This is a genomic window from Gluconobacter kondonii (assembly GCF_002723995.1).
Lineage (GTDB): Bacteria > Pseudomonadota > Alphaproteobacteria > Acetobacterales > Acetobacteraceae > Gluconobacter > Gluconobacter kondonii.
Window position 1 is genome coordinate 147,664 of record NZ_BEWP01000001.1, and the last position, 15,881, is coordinate 163,544.

Below are 15,881 nucleotides of genomic sequence, written 5' to 3' on the forward strand. Positions count from 1 at the left end.
GGTATCAGCGCCCCAGATCACGCAGGCGCATGCCTGCAAAAAGATTGGCCTCCAGCTTTTCGAGCGAGACACCTTTCGTTTCGGGAACGAACAATAAGGTCACAACGATGAAAAGACCATTGAAGAGGGCAAATATCAGGAACGTCACGGACGCCCCCATCATGGCCATGCCGAGCGGAAACACGTTGGAGATGGCCCAGTTGGCAACCCAATTGGTCACTGTTGAACAGCCAATCCCGAAATCGCGCCCCCGTGTTGGCTGCACTTCCGAGCACAGCGTCCAGACCAGCGGCCCTTCGCCAATGGCAAACCCGGCGACGAACAGAAGCACAAACCCGCAGAGCAGAAGCTGGGATTCAAAACTGTTCGCTCCGATGGCGAGCAGCGTTCCAACGCCTGCAAGAGAAAAGGCCGCAATCGCACAGCTCAGGATCAACAGCGGCCGCCGCCCCCAGCGATCAACACAGGCGATCGCAACACCCGTCAGCGCCCCATATTCGTGAGCCCGACGAGAGTCGTCGCCCAGATGGCCGCGTTCGTTCCGAAATGCGCGGCCTGAAACACGCGCGGCGCATAATACAGGAGCGCGTTGATGCCCGAGAGTTGCTGCATGATCTGAAGCAGCATGCCCAGAAAGACCGTGCGCCGGAAATTGGGGTTGCTTTTGAAAAGCCCGATCCCCGCGTCGCTACTTTTCTGGAGCCGCGACTGGATATCGACCAGTTCCGCTTCCGCCACTTCCTCATCGGATCGCAGGCTCTGCAAAACCCGGCGTGCGTGCTCCGTTTCCCCCCGCATCATCAGCCAGCGCGGGCTATGCGGCAGGATCAGAACAATCACAAGAAAGAAACTGGCCGGGACCGCCATGATCCCCAACATCCAGCGCCAGTGCCCTCCCGAAGCCAGCAGGCTGTCCGAGACAAATGCCAGAAAAATCCCAAGAGAGACCATGAGCTGATAAAACGAAATCATGGCTCCGCGAACGGATTCAACTGTAATTTCGGAAATATAAAGCGGGGCTGCAAATGCCGCGACACCAACCGCAAGCCCCAGAAAAATTCGGCCTACGATCATGATCGCAGCGCCCGGAGCCAGAGCGCAGAGCAGCGTACCAATCAGAAACAGAATTGCAGCGCCAAGCATCGCACCGGTGCGCCCGAACCGAACCGAAATCCGACCGGCAAACAGCGATCCAACCGCAGCCCCTGCCATCATAGAGGACACGATCCAGCCTTGCAGAACGTCGCCCGCATGAAAATCGGTTGCAATGAAAGGAAGGGCGCCCGCGACAACGCCGGTATCAAGACCGAACATCAGTCCCGCTAAAGCTGCCAGAATACCAAGGGTTGTCGCCCGTGCGGTGCTGCGGGTCTGTCCTGTCGACAGACCTTCGCTGGAAGACGCAGCAATCCCAACCATACCCTTAGTCACCCCAAACATATCCCCCCATACTGGCGAGGGAAACAGAACCGAATGTTCCGAAATCGGAAACAGACGGTCCTGTATTTAATGATCAATCAGGGGTGTAGTCTATATCGAAACCAACAGAAAATCACTTTTCTGCGTAAGGATTTTTCGTTCCGCGCAATTGTACGCGCACCGGAACGCCCGGCATGTGGAACGTTTCACGCAGGCCATTAACTAGGTAACGCTTGTAGGAATCGGGAAGCTGTTCCGCACGCGTGCCAAACAGAAGGAACGTCGGAGGACGTGCCTTCACCTGCGTCATATAACGCAGCTTGAGGCGACGACCGTCCACCAGAGGCGGCTGATGGCGCTCCAGAGCATCTTCGAACCAGCGGTTCAGTTCACCCGTCGAGATGCGCGAGTTCCAGATCTCGTAAACCTCCCGCACGGCCGGAAGAAGACGGTGCACGCCCGCTCCCGTGAGTGCAGAGAACGTCACAACCGGAATACCCCTGACCTGCGCAAGAGAAATTTCCAGACGGTCCAGAATCGCCTTTTTCGTCGCGTTCCGGTCCTCGACCGCATCCCACTTGTTCAGCGCAATGACACAGGCGCGGCCTTCGCGCTCGATCAGACGACCAATCTGGAGATCCTGCTCATGCACGCCGAGCGTCGCGTCGATCACCAGCACAACCACTTCCGCCATTTTCAGGGCTTCGATGGAGGCCGAAACGGACATCCGCTCCAGATGCTCCTCGACGCGGGCACGCTTGCGCATTCCGGCCGTATCGACGAGTCGGATCTCGCCCTGATCGTCATGAAGCGTGACTGCAATGGAATCGCGCGTCAGCCCGGCTTCAGGACCGGTAATCATCCGCTCTTCGCCAAGCAGACAATTCAGAAGCGTGGATTTTCCAGCATTGGGCCGTCCGATAATCGCCAGACGCAGCGGACCCGCCGGGCGTTCCTCTTCTTCACCCTCGGCATCAACCTTCGGCGCTTCCCGACGACGCTGTTTTTCAGCCGGAGGCAGACGCTCGGCAATCTCACCCATCAGATCGGCAATGCCTTCGCCGTGCTCTGCTGACAGTGCCAGCGGGGTGCCAAGACCAAGGGAATAGGCTTCAAGCGCCGCATTCGTCCCCGCCTGCCCTTCCGCCTTGTTGGCGATCAGCAGAACCGGGCGGTTCTGACGACGCAGCCAGCTCGCAAAATGGGCATCCGCCGGCGTAATGCCAGAGCGCGCATCAATGCAGAACAGTACCAGATCCGCCATCGCAACAGCAGATTCTGACGAAGCGCGCATGCGCCCATACAGCGTATCGGGTGCTGCTTCTTCTAGCCCGGCCGTATCGATCAGCCGCACACGGCGGCCACGCAGCAGGGCTTCGCCCTCCTTACGGTCGCGCGTAACACCCGGCATATCGGACACGATCGCCTGACGGCGGCCGACAAGCCGGTTGAACAGAGTGGATTTCCCGACATTCGGGCGCCCGGCAATAACAACAACGGGCAGGTTCTCAGAGGTCATTCGTTCAGCCATAGGCCCGCAGAACGGCATCCTGCGACAGAGCCAGCACATGACCGTCACAGACGATCGGCTGAACCTGACACGGGGCAACGGTCTTGCGGGTTAGTTCAAGTTTCCCGGTCACGGCGTTCACGACCGCCATGCCTTCTTTCGGAAAGGTGGAGAAGCAGACCAGCTTGCCATTCACCAGAAGCGGTCCCACCCAGGCAATGGCGTCTTTTTCCACATCCACACGGATAAAGCGACGGAGCTGCGTGATCCAGCGGACATGCCCGGACAGACGATCCAGACAGGCGATCTGCTGATCCGTGGACAGCACATACATCCAGTCGCCACAGATCGCCAGAGGACTCTGTCCGCTGACCTCACGTTCCCACAGGCGGCGGCCCGAACGCATATCGATTGCCACCAGCACACGGGACATGGACACAGCATAGGCCGTGCCGTCCTTGATGACCGGCGCGCCCCGGATGCATGAGAAGTCCAGCATGGCGCCCATGCCGTTCGTGCCACCCAGACTGTCGCTCCAGACCATCTCGCCAGAAGCGGCACGCAACGCGACCAGATCGCCACTGCCAAAGCCCGCGAGAATCACACCATCCACAAAGGCCGGAGCCGACTGGCCGAAAATGACCGTGTCTGCCGCCGTCGCCTGATACGCCCAGACCTGATGGCCCGTATTGGCATTCAGTGCAATCAGCCGCTCGTCAATGGTTCCGAAGACCATCAGGCCTTCCGCGATCGTGGGAGCGGAACGGCCCGGCGTTCCCGTACTCACGCGCCATTTCACCTTGCCCGTCAGCGCTTCAACTGCAAGGGCCTGCGCCACGCCATCCACAATGTAGAGGGTGTCCCCGTCAATCGCGAGGCCGCCACCAATATTGGTGGACCGGCTTGCCGAAGATGCAGGCTGGCGCGTCCAGACAAGGCGACGCCCCGGCCATGTCCAGGCTTTCACAACGCCTTGAGCGTCCGTCGTGTAGAGATGACCATTTCCAATCACCGGAGGAGACTGGATGGCGCCACGATTAGTCGGCATGATGGCGATCATGGACAGGAAACTGGATGGGTCGGTCGGCGCACCGATGGTCTGGCTCCAGGCCAGATCCGGGCCGTTCCAGGCCGCATTCACCGCGACGTGGGACGGACGACCGCCCTCCTGAAGCCATTCCCGAACCGGCTGCACCGGACCGAGATTGATCGGCGTATGATCGTCACGATCGACCGTGAGCCCTGCCCCCGTGGACAGCACATCCACACGATGCCCGGCCAGAGGTGGCTTCTTGTCGTCTTCAAACAGGCTGCATCCGCCAAGAACTGCGAGCGCACTGCCTGAGCAGGCCGTCCGAAGCAGAGCCCTGCGGTTCACGGAGAGAGAAGAGCGGGAAAGAACAGGACGGCGCATCAACCGGCGTCTCCAAATGTCTCAAGCAGGGCCTGTGCACGCGCACGCACCCCTTCGGTCGCGTTTGCACTGCTAACGATCTGGGTCAGGATACGCCGGGCTTCCTTCTGCTGGTCGGCCGTCGCACCGGATCGCAGATCCAGCGCCACAAGACCTTCCTGAGCGAGAGGCGCCCATGCTCCACCACCCTGCGCCAGAGCTTCATAGCCCGAACGGATCGCCTTCGGGTCAGTAGGAGAGGCCGTCTGGGCGTTCAAGCCCATATAGCGCGCCATATCGCGCAGAGACGGTTCGGCTGCGGAATCATCTGCAACGCTTTTCCATGATTGGAGAGCTGCAGCGTCCTGATGTGCCTGAACCTGAAGATCAGCCAGACGCAGCGCAGCATAGGAGCGCGCACCCGCAGGGCCGTGCTCCGCCAGATCCTGCAAGGTTGCGGTGGCTTTACTGATGGCCGCAGCGTCCCGCTTCGGATCAGACAGAGCAGCCATGGCCGTGAAATAGCGTGCCGATGCCGCCTTTTGTGCGACATGACGTGCGTGACTGTTCCAGCCCCATACGCCACCCCCAATGACACTAACGAGCACAACAACGCCAGCTACAGCACCAATCCGCCGTGCCATGGCCCGCAACCGCTGCGCCTGCATTTCTTCGTCAATCTGCGTGATGAAATCGTCTGCCACCTGGTCCCCTGCTGGATCGGTCTTCAAACTGTTTGCACGACCATACAGGTGCCGAACCGTCGCGGCAAACGCTTCACACACCCGAACAGATATTCACGCAGCGCGCAGTGCTGAAAAACCGGTTTTCGTCAGAAAATCCGACCGACATTCAGACTTCCTTAACGTGACCCAAAGCATCCTGACGGCCATGAAAAAACCCGTCCCGCTCTTGCTGCTTCCACTGGTGTTCTGCGTCCTTGGCGGCTGCGCGCCGGACCGTATCGCGTCCGCCATTACCGGAAAGGACTGCAACACGGCCTATCTGTATGACAACGAGAGCTTCTGTGCCCGCCCGATCGGTCCACCTCCGCCACAGCCTTACTGTACGACGAGTTTTGAAGGCACGACCTGCTGGGCGCGTCCTGACCTCATGCCCAATGTCGCCCGCCAGACCTATGAAGGCCCGACGACGCTGACACCGCTCCAGAATCAGGAACGCATGGGGCAGTAAGATTCGCAAACTGCCCCAACTGGGCTTCAGTGATGGCCGAGCTTCCGCCCGGCTGCCGCCAGATTGGCGGAAAGCGTCTGGAATGACGCGGCAATATGAGACTGAACGGCGGCACTTCCCGCATGAACATGCGCGATCCGCGCACTGGCATCCTGACTGATGGCCGTTTCTTCGCGGTTAGCCTGAGCCGCAACGCAGGCATTATAGACGCGGGCGGCCTTTTCATAGGCCGTCACACGGTCAACGCTTTCGTTATATTGCGCGACCGTCCCAGCCTTGACGGCTGGTGCCTGCGGCTCGGCACCACATTTTGGAGCCGTCCATGCTGCCTCACCCGCCTGTGCCGTTCCGGCACCAACAATTCCTGCGAAAACCAGTCCAAACAGCACCGCCTTACGGCTGGCGGCAACGCAACGTCTCATACAGCTCCCTTTCCTGATTGAAGCGTTGCGCGCCCTACGCCCAGATCAAGGCGCAAATTTGGCAGGCTGCCCCGTTGGCGCACCCGGAACCTCATTGTCCTGCATCACGACCGTTCCACGGACGATCGTTGCCATCGGCCAACCCGTGACACGCGTGCCATCGAATGGCGTCCAGCCCGCAGGCGTGACGATCCAGTCATTGGTGATTTCGCGCTCGGCTTTCATGTCCACGAGTGTGAAATCGGCGTCGAATCCAACGGCCATCCGCCCCTTGGTCTGCAACCCGTAAACCCGCGCGGGCCCAGCGGCCATCAGATCCACCAGACGCGACAGCGACAGACGACCGGCATTCACGTGATCGAGCATGACCGGCACGATCGTCTGCGTCCCTGTCAGGCCAGCCGGGCATTTCGGCCAGGGAAGCTGCTTGGCCTCAAGCGGATGCGGCGCATGATCGGACGACACCACGTCCACCCGCCCGTCCCGCACGGCTTTCCAGCTCGCTTCCCAGTGCGGCCGGTCCCGGAGCGGCGGGTTCATGACCGCCAGACCACCGAGCTTTTCGTAACATTCTGGCGCGACCTGCGTGAGATGGTTCACCAGGACCTCGACCGTGGAAATATCGCGATAATCGGCCAGATATTCCAGCTCTTCCGCCGTCGAGACGTGCAGAATGTGCGCCGGACGGTTGGTTTTGCGGGCCAGCGCCATGATGCGACGCGTGCCGAGGAACGCACATTCCACATCCCGCCACACACTGTGTGTTTCGTAAGGCTGACCCTCGTGGAACATCGGCTTGCGCGCCTGAAGGCGGTATTCGTCCTCCGAATGATAGGCCACGCGGCGATGGCCAGAGCGCATGACCGCCTCAAGACCAGCATCATCCTCGATCATGAGATTGCCGGTGGACGATCCTGCGAAAACCTTCACCGCACACACGCCCGGCTGCTGCTCCAGCAGCGCCAGATCCGGCGTGTTTTCACGCGTCGCACCGACATACATCCCGACATCCACATGGGCCGTCTTGCGGATATGAGCGCGCTTCCAGTCGATCATCGTCACGTCGGTGATGCTCGGAGACGTGTTGGGCATGTCGAAAACCGTTGCAATCCCGCCCAGCGCCGCAGCGCGCGTTCCGGTTTCCAGTGTTTCAACTTCCGGCTTGCCCGGATCACGCAGATGAACATGTGCGTCGATCAGACCGGGCAGAACATGCAGGCCACGCGCGTCAATCACCCGATCCGCCTCATCCGCACTAGCAACGGACAGCGACGCCACTTTGCCGTTGCGAACCCCGATATCTGCTTCCGCTTCGCCCCAGGGAAAAACGCAGATTCCGCCGCGGATAATCAGATCGTAATGCATATTCCGTCCTTGCAAATCAGTAAGCTATTCATAAAGCGCGCGAGAGAGTTTCGAACGTATCCCCGTCCACGGGAACACCCTCGATATGATGGCGATGCCAGAGCGCATAAAACAGTAATGTCCAGGCCTGCCGTGCGACGCCGCGCTGGCTGGCGCGGGCAAAAAGACGCTCCACATCCTGCTGGAGCATCATGGCGCGGATACAGGGCTGACGCGCGACCAGCGGCCCCAGGCGCGGCGCCTGTTTCTCGATCCATGCCCCTACAGGCACCGTAAATCCCTGCTTTGGCGCAAACGGCCGGGCCTGAGGCAGTGCGTCCTGAAGCCAGCGGCGCAGAAGCCATTTCCCGTAACCGTCACGCACTTTGAACGTCTCAGGCAAAGACCAGACCGCTTTGGCCACCACCGGGTCCAGCAGCGGAGTACGCCCTTCCAAGGAATGCGCCATCAGACAGCGATCCAGCTTGAGGAGCAGATCGTTGGGCAGCCATTCCGCGATATCCAGCGCCTGCGCGCCTTCGAGCCCGGATGTTCCGAGCGCCAGTTCCGTCATGGCGATCCCGTGCCGCCACTGCCGTCCCCGCTGCGGAAAATTTCGACCGAACGTCCCGGATCGGTACGGCGCACGACCACCTTTCCACCAGGGTTTCATGACCCGCCGATAGCGACCATAGCCCGCAAAAAGCTCGTCCCCGCCCTCACCACTCAGGATGACGGTCACGTCCTTTTTTGCTTCACGAGCCAGAAACCATGTCGGGATGATGGCATAATCTGCCGCCGGATCGTCCATACACGCCACAATGGCCGGCAGGTCACGCCAGACCATGTCTTCGGTGACGGTCAGGACATGATGCTCCGCACCGACAGACGCCGCCAGAGCGGTGGCATCGGCGGACTCATCTGCCGATCCGGCATCAAAACGCGCGGTCCATGTTTTGGGATGCGGAAGTCCCAGCCGATGAGCCGCCGCCAGAATGACCGAACTGTCGATCCCGCCCGACAGGAACAGCCCAAGCGGTACATCCGCCCGCAGATGCGCCGCCACACTGTCAAGAAGCGCCGTGTCCAGCCGGGCCAGCGCATCTGTATCCGTCAGACCGGCCGGAACCGTATCCCGTGCCTCCTGCAAAACGTGACGGCGGCGTGACTCCACGATTCGCCCGTCCACGATCCTGAGCGTCTCACCCGGCAGAAGACGCCGGATGCCTTCGAAAATGGTGTCCTGGCCTGTTGTGAACTGAAGCTGCATCAGTTCGTCACGTGCCCCTTCGCGAACGCTGCGCCTGCCAAACCCGCCCGCAAGCAGCGCCTGTGTTTCGGATGCGAAGGCGATGCCGCCTTCGTAAGCCGCAATATAGAGCGGCTTGATTCCGAATGGGTCACGCGAGAGCACCATTTCATGACGCCCATGCTCGTTCTCCACGATCGCAATGGCGTACATACCCCGCAATGCATGGGTATAGCCCGCACCGTCCTGCAACCACAGATGCAATGGCGGCTCGCAGTCGCTGTGCGTCTGAAAGCAGGTTGTGGGGAAACGTGTGCGGATGGCCGGATCATTATAGATTTCACCATTCGCGATCAGAGCTGCCGCGCCAAGTTTAAAGGGTTGCGCACCGCCTGCGATATCGACGATGGACAGTCGCCGGTGACGTAGGGCGGCCCCTGCCAGATCCAGTCGCCCCTCTCCATCCGGCCCACGATGGAAAATTGCCTGTGACATGCGCTCCAGCGCCGCGTGGTCCGGGCGATGTCCCGGCAGACAGGACAGGCCTGCAATACCACACATCAGGCCCGCACCCCGTCCAGAAACGCGGACCATCTCGTCATGACCACGTTCTGCGAAAACTCCCGCTCAAACCGCGTCCGCCCGTTCAGGGAAAGCTGCTGCGCCAGTGCGGGACTTTCCAAGACACTACCAATCTGCGCCGCAAGATCCTTCTCGTCCTCGACTGCGGCCAGAAGCCCGTCTTCCGTGCCTTCAAGAATTTCCTGCGGTCCCTGAATGCGGCTCGCCACGACCGGCACCCCGGCGGAGAGCGCTTCGATCACGACATTGCCCAGCGGTTCAATCCGGGACGGGCAGACCAGAACGTCACAGGCCCGCAGCCATGGGCCGCTTTGCCCGATCCAGCCGGGAAGATGCACGCGATCTGCAACAGCTTCCGCCTTCGCCAGCGCCTCAAGCGCGGCACGCTCCGGCCCTTCGCCCGCAATCACAAGGTGAGCGCCGGGTACATGCTTCATGCTCCGGATCAAAACATCGAAGGCCTTGTTTTCATGCAGACGGCCCAGAGCGAGCACAAACGGCACACCGGGCGGCAGAAAATCGGGACGCTGCGGAGCTACGTCTGAAAAATCCGTCGCGAAATTCGGCAGATGATGCACGCGATCGGCGGCCCAGCCCTGCGTTTTCATCCAGTCTGCCAGACCCCGTGTATTGCCGATCAGATGATCGCATCGCCGGTAGTTCGACAAGTCATAATATCCGCCCAGACGCCCAGCCATCTGCCACGGCCCTGACGGCACGAGACGCGCCGCCCGGCTCATCCACGCTACAACAACATCCGGCCGGAACGCATTCAGACTACGCCGCAGTCCAGGCCGGGTCCGCAGATCCAGCAAACCACCAAACCGGTATGTCCGGGTGTCGACTCCTGCTTCCTCAAGCCGTACGAGCCGACCAGCATCGTGTCGGATCAATGCCTGAACGGGACGGCCATCCCGCATCTGGGCCATCGTCAAGCGCTCGAAGAAAAGCTCTGCGCCCCCTCGGGGAGCCCCCGCCATCACATGGGCCACACGGCCCCGGTATTCGTTGGACGATGCAGACATCATCCTTCTTCTATCGGCCATGACCGACGGAGCATCAAGTCAGTCTGTTGCAAGGTCCGGAACAAACACGTTTTTTTCATTCAGGATTTCCGTCGCAGCTTTCAGAACCTGCGCCACATCCAATCCGGCCATAGGAGCATGACCTTCCGGCCCCGGTGCTTCCACAAAGCGCGCAAGACGACCGGCGGGCGCATATTCCGACGCTCGTGACGGCCCAAACAGACCCAGCGTCGGCGTCCCTGCAGCGGCGGCGAGATGCATCAAGCCGGAATCATTGCCCACAAACAGCGCGCAACGCTGAAGACGTGCCGCCACATCGCCCAATGTATGGTTGCCACCCAGATCCAGCGCATCGGGAAGCGCTTTCAGTACGGGTTCCGCCCGTGCACGCTCGTCCTCACCGGGTCCATAAAACACGACGGGGCGTAGATTTTCCGACCGCAACGCCTGCGCCAGCGCCACGAACCGTTCGGGAGGCCAGATTTTGCCATCCCAGTTCGCCGTTGGCCCCAGCGCCAGCCAGCGCCCTTCAGGCAATGTCGCAACCGCATTCGCCTGTTGAGCCTCGGACGTCCAGACCTTCGGCATGGGCGTACGGCGATACCCCAGCGCCTCCCCGAGTTGCTCGACCCGCCTTCCGGGCCGGCGCCCACCTCGCACAATGACCCGACGCCGCGCCCACAACGTCAGCCCGATCAGCGACCCCCGCAGATCCACGACCATGAACCATCGTGTTCGGAAACAGGCCCGCCACAAATCAATCCAGTGCCGGTCATGGCGGCGCTTTTCCATGGTAATGATGCGCTCACAGCGCGGGTCCGCTTCGAAAAGCCCCGACGCAACGGGGCCACAGACCACCGTGAACATTGCCGCCGGATAGCGCTTCTGCAGGGCATCCAGAACGCCCGTGGAAATCACCGCATCGCCCAGACGGTTGGACGTGATGAACAAAATCCGCATCATTCGCGATGCCACACCGCGTCCTTAATGGTGCTCACGAACGCCTCATGTACCTGAAGTTCTTCCGCTGTCGGCGGGGCCATTTTCCGTGGCGGACGACTGGCGAGCGCATTGATCCCGTCCGTCATGCTGCGACTGCGGGACGGACCTGCCAGACCTAAGCCACGCTGCCGCCCGCCCATCAGTTCGACATACACTTCCGCCAGAAGTTTACAGTCCAGCAGTGCGTTATGTGTGCCGCGCTGCGACAGATCGATGCCGAAACGTCGGCACAGTGCATCCAGGCTTGCCGGAAGGCCCGGATATTTCTTCCGCGCCATTTCCACAGTGTCGATGGCCCGACTGGCGTAGTCGAGCGGCTCGCGCCCACAGGCTTGCAGCTCGGCATTGACGAACTTGAAATCGAAGCGGGCATTATGCGCGATCATCGGACTGTCTGCGATGAACTCTAGAAAACCGTCCGCCACCTCGGCGAATTTCGGTTTCCCTTCCAGATCCTCAATCCGGAACCCGTGCACCTTGGTCGCCTCGGACGGAATGTCGCGTTCGGGGTGGATCAGCACATGATACGCCTCACCCGTCGGCAGGTCGTCGATCAGTTCGAGAGCCGCGATTTCGATGATGCGGTCACCCATATCCGGGTCAAATCCGGTGGTTTCCGTATCGAACAGGATGGATCGTTTCATGACGCCTCACGCAGCCGGTGCAACAGGGCATGGACCTGCCGGGCGGCGTGTCCACGGGACAGGCCGGTTCGTATCACGATGTCGGCCCGGCGTCTGCGTTCATGGTCACTCATCTGACGTTTCAGCAGCCTTTTGGCGTCCGTCATACTCATGCGCGCGCCACTGCGTCCCCGCTGTCGGATACGCGACAAACGCGTGCTCATTGGAGCTTCTGCAACTACAACCAGATCGCAGCGTCGGTCTTCGCCGATTTCCATCAACAGCGGAATATCGAGCACGCAGAACGGCTCTTTCCGGGCCCGACACTGCTTCAGAAAACGCGCCCGTTCGGCGCGCACCAACGGATGCATGATGGCTTCCAGACGTTTCAGCGCGTCAGGCTGCGTCCGTACAATCTCTCGCAACGCGCCTCGATCCAGACGTCCCTCAACCACCGTGCCCGGAAATATTTGTTCGATCAAAGGGAGTGCCTTTCCCCCTTCGCCCTGAAGCCTCCGAACACATGCATCGGCATCGAAAACCGGCACTCCGGCTCTGCGGAACAGTGTTGCAACAGTGCTTTTCCCGGCTGCCATCCCGCCCGTCAGACCAATGATCCTCACGCTCTAGCGCAGGCTCGCCGCCAGAAGGTCGAACGTCGTGTGGTCGGCCTCAGGGTCAACACCGAACCACGCCCGAAACCCGGCCCTCGCCTGATGGACGAGCATCCCCAGACCATCCACCGTCCGCAGTCCGCGCGCCTGAGCTGCCAACACCAGAGGCGTCTCGCGCGGTGTGTAGACGATATCGGTCACGCACAGCCCCGGTGCAGCCTCTCGCAACGCGGAATCCCAGTCCATGCCGGGCTTGCCCCCCATCCCCATGGAGGTGGCATTCACCAGAAGCGAACAACCCGACAGCAGGGACGGCCATTCGTACCACGCGACGGCCTCACCGCCGCCAAGGGCCCCGACCAGTCCTTCGGCTCGCTCCAGCGTCCGGTTCGTAATCACAACCTCGCAGCCCCGGTCCAGCAGCGCAGCCGCCACGGCCCGCGCTGCACCACCTGCGCCCAGAATCAGCGCGCGGCCAGCAATCGCGACATCATGCGCGCCCAGATTATCGCAAAATCCCGTTCCGTCCGTGCAGTCACCGATGATCCGTCCCGCCACGAAACAGATCGTGTTTACGGCTCCCGCCCGTTTGGCGGTCGGAGTGAGTTCGTCACAGGCGCGCATCGCGGCTTCCTTGTGCGGAATCGTGACATTCACGCCCTGAAAACCCGCTGCTGCGAGCCCGCGCAACGCCTGATCGAACCCTTCAGGCCGCGTTGGCAACGGCACATAGGCGCCATTCACCCCGTTCACCCGGCACCAATGGTTATGCATCATGGGAGAGCGCGAATGTTCAACGGGCCATCCCATGACGCCGGCGAGTTTCGTATGCCCGTCAATCATGCTGCCAGCCTTTCCCAGACTTTCAGCAACAGAAGCGCCAAACGCTCGGCCCATGCCCGCTGCCCCTCTTTTTCAAGGATCAGATCCTGCCGGATTTCGATTTCCAGATAAGGCAGGCCCGCCGCTTCCGCATGGCGCGGCACCGTGTAGTCGGACGTATCGGTCAGGACGTAAGGCTCGTTATCGCCCACGCACAGCGCACTGTCTTCGCGCAGCAGATCCAGCGCGATCGACGCCATACGGCTGTCCTGATTGTGCAAAATGCCGATCTGCCACGGGCGGTCTTTCCCGTTCATCTGCGGCGTAAAACTGTGCAGCGCAATCAGCGCCGTCGGACGCGAACCGCGCTCGGCCAGAACCTCCGCGATCGTGTCATGATACGGATGCAGGATTTCCCGCTCACGCTGCGCCCGGCAACTCTCCTGAGCCGCCTGATTAACCGGAACCGGCGTACCATCACTCACACCCGGCATGGAGGTCGGGTGGCCGGGTGCGCGGTTGCAGTCGATCACGAGCCTTGAATAGACCTGCTCGATCAGCGCCGCGCCCAGCGTTTCATGCAGCACGCGCCCGACACCGACGATGCCGATATCCCAGGCGATGTGCCGGTCCCAGTCCTCGGTCTGCACCCCCATGTCTCCCAGCGCATCCGGCACCGCCCGCCCTGCGTGATCGCTCACGAATACGAACGGAGACGGTGTCTTTTCAGGAAAAAGAAGGAAGGGTGCCGGGTCATTGGCGCCAAGAAGGGGAGCAGACATCAGGACTTTACTCTTACTATCCAGCCAGAGCCTGCACAGTATGCCTCACAGCGTCCGCAGACCAGTCCATGTTCCCGATGGATTCCGCCACGACTTCGCCTTTCGCATTCAGGATCAGCGACCGGGGCACGCCATGCAAGGACATGACATTTGGTGTCAGGCTCTTCAGATCATCCGGGCGCACCTGCTGGATCGATTGGATCAGCGCCGCCTGATCGGCCGTTTCCATCATCACTGCTGAAAGCGGATCGACCAGGATCGGCAGGGCATCAATGCCGTGGCTGTCATAAAACGCCCTGACCTTTGGAATCGTGCTGCCACGCACAGCGACGGCGACGATCTGCGGTCCCTCGGCGCCCAACGCCTTGGCCGTTGCATTCACCGAAGGAAGTTCGCGGATGCAGGGCGGGCACCATGTTGCCCAGAAATGCAGGATGAACGGTTTGCCATACCAGTGCGACAGCGGCACGTCCTGATCCTGCTCGTTCTTCACGCTCAGCGGCGGCAGAACTTTCGGCACAGCCAGTTTACCGAAAGAATTTGGTTCGAAAGCCAGCCCCTTGCCAGCTTCTTCCTTTGCCGCTGTTGCAGCAATCGCCCGTCCCGAAACCAGAAGGGCACCGGCTCCGCCTAAGAGATGACCCATGAGATGACGGCGCGTCAGGGGAAAAGTCATGTTGGAAATCCGTTCTTTCATTTCTACTTTATCGCGTCTCAGGCAGTCGTGGCGGCAAGCACCTGATGAAGCACGCCAACGGCATCGGAAGCGCCCCAGTCCAACGGACCGGCCGCCGTCGCGCGAATGCGCCCTGCATCATCAATCAGGAATGTTACAGGGATGGCAAGCGCCGCAGCCCGGTACCAGTCTTTCAGAGCCGTCCCGTCCACTGTCCATGCGGGCAAATCTGCAATGCCGTTTCGACCCAGAAACGCACGAACATCGTCGGGCGATCCACTTGAAACCGCGACCGGAACAACAGGGCAATCTGTCCCCCATGCCCGCATGAACCCCACCAAAGCAGGCAGTTCATGACGGCAGGGCGGACACCATGTCGCCCAGACATGCAGCAGGAAAGGCGCTCCCCGACGCGAGACAAGTGACGAATGCGCACCTTCAGGGCCGGACAGCGAAAGCGTAACGGATTCCGAGACGGGCCGCCCCGGCATCAGCCGCTCAATCGGCATCCCACGGCGCACAACCGTCCCGGCCAGTTTCGAAGCTCCGACCCCGACCAGAACCGCAAGACCTGCCGTTCCCAAAACAAGGCTCCGCCGACTGGCCAGCCCACCGCTCACGCGGGCTTGGACGCCTGAAGGCCCGACAGGATCTTTTCAAAAGAGGCCTGACTGTCCGGCGCGCTCCACGCCATTTCCCCTTCGACACTGGCGCGCAACCGTCCCTGCGAATCAACCACGCAGGTCATGGGAAGGCTTGGCTCGCCGGACGTGAACCATTGAGAAAACTCATGCTGGTCCAGCGTCCAGGGCGCGATATGCGGCAGATTGCCCTGCGCCAGAAAGATCATCACTTTCGGCAGCGGACTCGCCACGGCGACTGGAATGACAGGAATGCTGGCTCCGGTTTTCTCGATGAACGCATTCAGTGCAGGAAGCTCGAGCCTGCACGGCGGGCACCATGTCGCCCAAAGATGCAGAATAAAGGGCCGCCCCCTCAACGAGGAGAGTGCCAACATCGTGCCCTCCGGTCCCTTAAGCTGGAAATTCACGGGCTCCAACTTAGGCGCGCCGGGCGCGAGCGAGGGCAGCACTGGCTGTGCTCCATCCGCCGCGCGGGCGGAATTCCCCAGCCCGCAATTGCAGAGGGAGGCTGCCGCAGCTAGGCTGGCAGCTCCTCCAAGAAGGGTTCGCCGGTCGATCTGCTTCCGAATCATCTGCTTAC

Annotated in this window: 16 protein-coding genes and 1 pseudogene; 1 reads left to right on the plus strand and 16 read right to left on the minus strand. The window is 61.1% G+C overall.

What is annotated here, in order from left to right; genetic code table 11:
• Positions 1 to 4: 4 nt before the first annotated feature.
• From GKO01_RS00655 to GKO01_RS00670, 4 genes and pseudogenes are all read right to left on the minus strand, one after another.
• Positions 5 to 1,419, minus strand: a pseudogene (locus tag GKO01_RS00655) (sugar porter family MFS transporter).
• 133 nt (positions 1,420 to 1,552) lie between these two features.
• Positions 1,553 to 2,938 (minus strand): ribosome biogenesis GTPase Der, encoded by a 1,386-nt coding sequence (gene der, locus GKO01_RS00660; RefSeq protein ID WP_099285537.1) that lies wholly within the window; start codon positions 2,936 to 2,938, stop codon positions 1,553 to 1,555.
• 4 nt (positions 2,939 to 2,942) lie between these two features.
• Positions 2,943 to 4,343, minus strand: a complete 1,401-nt coding sequence (locus GKO01_RS00665) for a PQQ-binding-like beta-propeller repeat protein (protein ID WP_099285188.1) — start codon at positions 4,341 to 4,343, stop codon at positions 2,943 to 2,945.
• Positions 4,343 to 5,026, minus strand: coding sequence for a tetratricopeptide repeat protein (locus tag GKO01_RS00670; RefSeq protein ID WP_244901266.1), 684 nt, complete (start codon positions 5,024 to 5,026; stop codon positions 4,343 to 4,345). Before GKO01_RS00670 ends, GKO01_RS00665 begins: the two co-directional genes overlap by 1 nt.
• A 163-nt stretch (positions 5,027 to 5,189) precedes the next feature.
• Between GKO01_RS00670 and GKO01_RS00675 the strand changes: the two genes are divergently transcribed.
• On the plus strand, positions 5,190 to 5,516 hold the full coding sequence (locus GKO01_RS00675; RefSeq protein ID WP_244901267.1) for a hypothetical protein: 327 nt from the start codon (positions 5,190 to 5,192) through the stop codon (positions 5,514 to 5,516).
• A 26-nt stretch (positions 5,517 to 5,542) separates the two neighbouring features.
• Here the strand turns inward: GKO01_RS00675 and GKO01_RS00680 are convergent, their stop codons facing one another.
• From GKO01_RS00680 to GKO01_RS00735, 12 genes are read right to left on the minus strand one after another with little or no spacing between them, the layout of a single operon-like run.
• Complete coding sequence (locus tag GKO01_RS00680) at positions 5,543 to 5,938, minus strand: hypothetical protein (protein WP_099285189.1); 396 nt, start codon at positions 5,936 to 5,938, stop codon at positions 5,543 to 5,545.
• 45 nt (positions 5,939 to 5,983) lie between these two features.
• The gene (locus tag GKO01_RS00685; RefSeq protein WP_099285191.1) at positions 5,984 to 7,303 is read right to left on the minus strand and encodes a dihydroorotase; all 1,320 of its coding nucleotides are present in this window, start codon (positions 7,301 to 7,303) and stop codon (positions 5,984 to 5,986) included.
• 28 nt (positions 7,304 to 7,331) lie between these two features.
• Positions 7,332 to 9,092 carry an asparagine synthase (glutamine-hydrolyzing) gene (gene asnB, locus GKO01_RS00690; protein WP_099285540.1) on the minus strand — a complete coding sequence of 587 codons (1,761 nt, stop codon included), beginning with the start codon at positions 9,090 to 9,092 and terminating at the stop codon, positions 7,332 to 7,334.
• Positions 9,092 to 10,141, minus strand: a complete 1,050-nt coding sequence (locus GKO01_RS00695; RefSeq protein WP_167383401.1) for a glycosyltransferase — start codon at positions 10,139 to 10,141, stop codon at positions 9,092 to 9,094. Before GKO01_RS00695 ends, asnB begins: the two co-directional genes overlap by 1 nt.
• A 36-nt stretch (positions 10,142 to 10,177) precedes the next feature.
• Positions 10,178 to 11,098: a glycosyltransferase family 9 protein gene (locus tag GKO01_RS00700; RefSeq protein ID WP_099285541.1), complete on the minus strand. Its 921-nt coding sequence runs from the start codon at positions 11,096 to 11,098 to the stop codon at positions 10,178 to 10,180.
• The gene (gene dnaQ / locus GKO01_RS00705) at positions 11,098 to 11,784 is read right to left on the minus strand and encodes a DNA polymerase III subunit epsilon (RefSeq protein WP_099285194.1); all 687 of its coding nucleotides are present in this window, start codon (positions 11,782 to 11,784) and stop codon (positions 11,098 to 11,100) included. The genes GKO01_RS00700 and dnaQ overlap by 1 nt, the downstream gene beginning before the upstream one ends.
• Positions 11,781 to 12,386, minus strand: coding sequence for a dephospho-CoA kinase (gene coaE, locus GKO01_RS00710; protein ID WP_099285196.1), 606 nt, complete (start codon positions 12,384 to 12,386; stop codon positions 11,781 to 11,783). The genes dnaQ and coaE overlap by 4 nt, the downstream gene beginning before the upstream one ends.
• A 3-nt stretch (positions 12,387 to 12,389) precedes the next feature.
• Positions 12,390 to 13,220, minus strand: a complete 831-nt coding sequence (locus GKO01_RS00715; protein WP_099285198.1) for a shikimate dehydrogenase — start codon at positions 13,218 to 13,220, stop codon at positions 12,390 to 12,392.
• Positions 13,217 to 13,981 carry an N-formylglutamate amidohydrolase gene (locus tag GKO01_RS00720; protein ID WP_099285200.1) on the minus strand — a complete coding sequence of 255 codons (765 nt, stop codon included), beginning with the start codon at positions 13,979 to 13,981 and terminating at the stop codon, positions 13,217 to 13,219. Before GKO01_RS00720 ends, GKO01_RS00715 begins: the two co-directional genes overlap by 4 nt.
• Before the next feature lie 16 nt (positions 13,982 to 13,997).
• On the minus strand, positions 13,998 to 14,657 hold the full coding sequence (locus GKO01_RS00725; RefSeq protein WP_099285542.1) for a TlpA disulfide reductase family protein: 660 nt from the start codon (positions 14,655 to 14,657) through the stop codon (positions 13,998 to 14,000).
• A 38-nt stretch (positions 14,658 to 14,695) separates the two neighbouring features.
• Entirely contained in the window at positions 14,696 to 15,277 is a 582-nt protein-coding gene (locus tag GKO01_RS00730; protein ID WP_099285202.1) for a TlpA family protein disulfide reductase, read from the minus strand.
• Positions 15,274 to 15,873, minus strand: coding sequence for a TlpA disulfide reductase family protein (locus GKO01_RS00735; protein ID WP_099285204.1), 600 nt, complete (start codon positions 15,871 to 15,873; stop codon positions 15,274 to 15,276). The genes GKO01_RS00730 and GKO01_RS00735 overlap by 4 nt, the downstream gene beginning before the upstream one ends.
• Positions 15,874 to 15,881: the final 8 nt, after the last annotated feature.

What these genes read in the sequence shown, in the direction of transcription:
- dnaQ (WP_099285194.1), bottom strand. Translation starts at nt 11,784, where the DNA reads ATGAAACGATCCATCCTGTTCGATACGGAAACCACCGGATTTGACCCG.
- GKO01_RS00725 (WP_099285542.1), bottom strand. Translation starts at nt 14,657, where the DNA reads ATGACTTTTCCCCTGACGCGCCGTCATCTCATGGGTCATCTCTTAGGC.
- GKO01_RS00735 (WP_099285204.1), bottom strand. Translation starts at nt 15,873, where the DNA reads ATGATTCGGAAGCAGATCGACCGGCGAACCCTTCTTGGAGGAGCTGCC.
- GKO01_RS00695 (WP_167383401.1), bottom strand. Translation starts at nt 10,141, where the DNA reads ATGATGTCTGCATCGTCCAACGAATACCGGGGCCGTGTGGCCCATGTG.
- GKO01_RS00700 (WP_099285541.1), bottom strand. Translation starts at nt 11,098, where the DNA reads ATGCGGATTTTGTTCATCACGTCCAACCGTCTGGGCGATGCGGTGATT.
- GKO01_RS00720 (WP_099285200.1), bottom strand. Translation starts at nt 13,981, where the DNA reads ATGTCTGCTCCCCTTCTTGGCGCCAATGACCCGGCACCCTTCCTTCTT.
- GKO01_RS00680 (WP_099285189.1), bottom strand. Translation starts at nt 5,938, where the DNA reads ATGAGACGTTGCGTTGCCGCCAGCCGTAAGGCGGTGCTGTTTGGACTG.
- GKO01_RS00685 (WP_099285191.1), bottom strand. Translation starts at nt 7,303, where the DNA reads ATGCATTACGATCTGATTATCCGCGGCGGAATCTGCGTTTTTCCCTGG.
- der (WP_099285537.1), bottom strand. Translation starts at nt 2,938, where the DNA reads ATGACCTCTGAGAACCTGCCCGTTGTTGTTATTGCCGGGCGCCCGAAT.
- GKO01_RS00715 (WP_099285198.1), bottom strand. Translation starts at nt 13,220, where the DNA reads ATGATTGACGGGCATACGAAACTCGCCGGCGTCATGGGATGGCCCGTT.
- GKO01_RS00665 (WP_099285188.1), bottom strand. Translation starts at nt 4,343, where the DNA reads ATGCGCCGTCCTGTTCTTTCCCGCTCTTCTCTCTCCGTGAACCGCAGG.
- asnB (WP_099285540.1), bottom strand. Translation starts at nt 9,092, where the DNA reads ATGTGTGGTATTGCAGGCCTGTCCTGTCTGCCGGGACATCGCCCGGAC.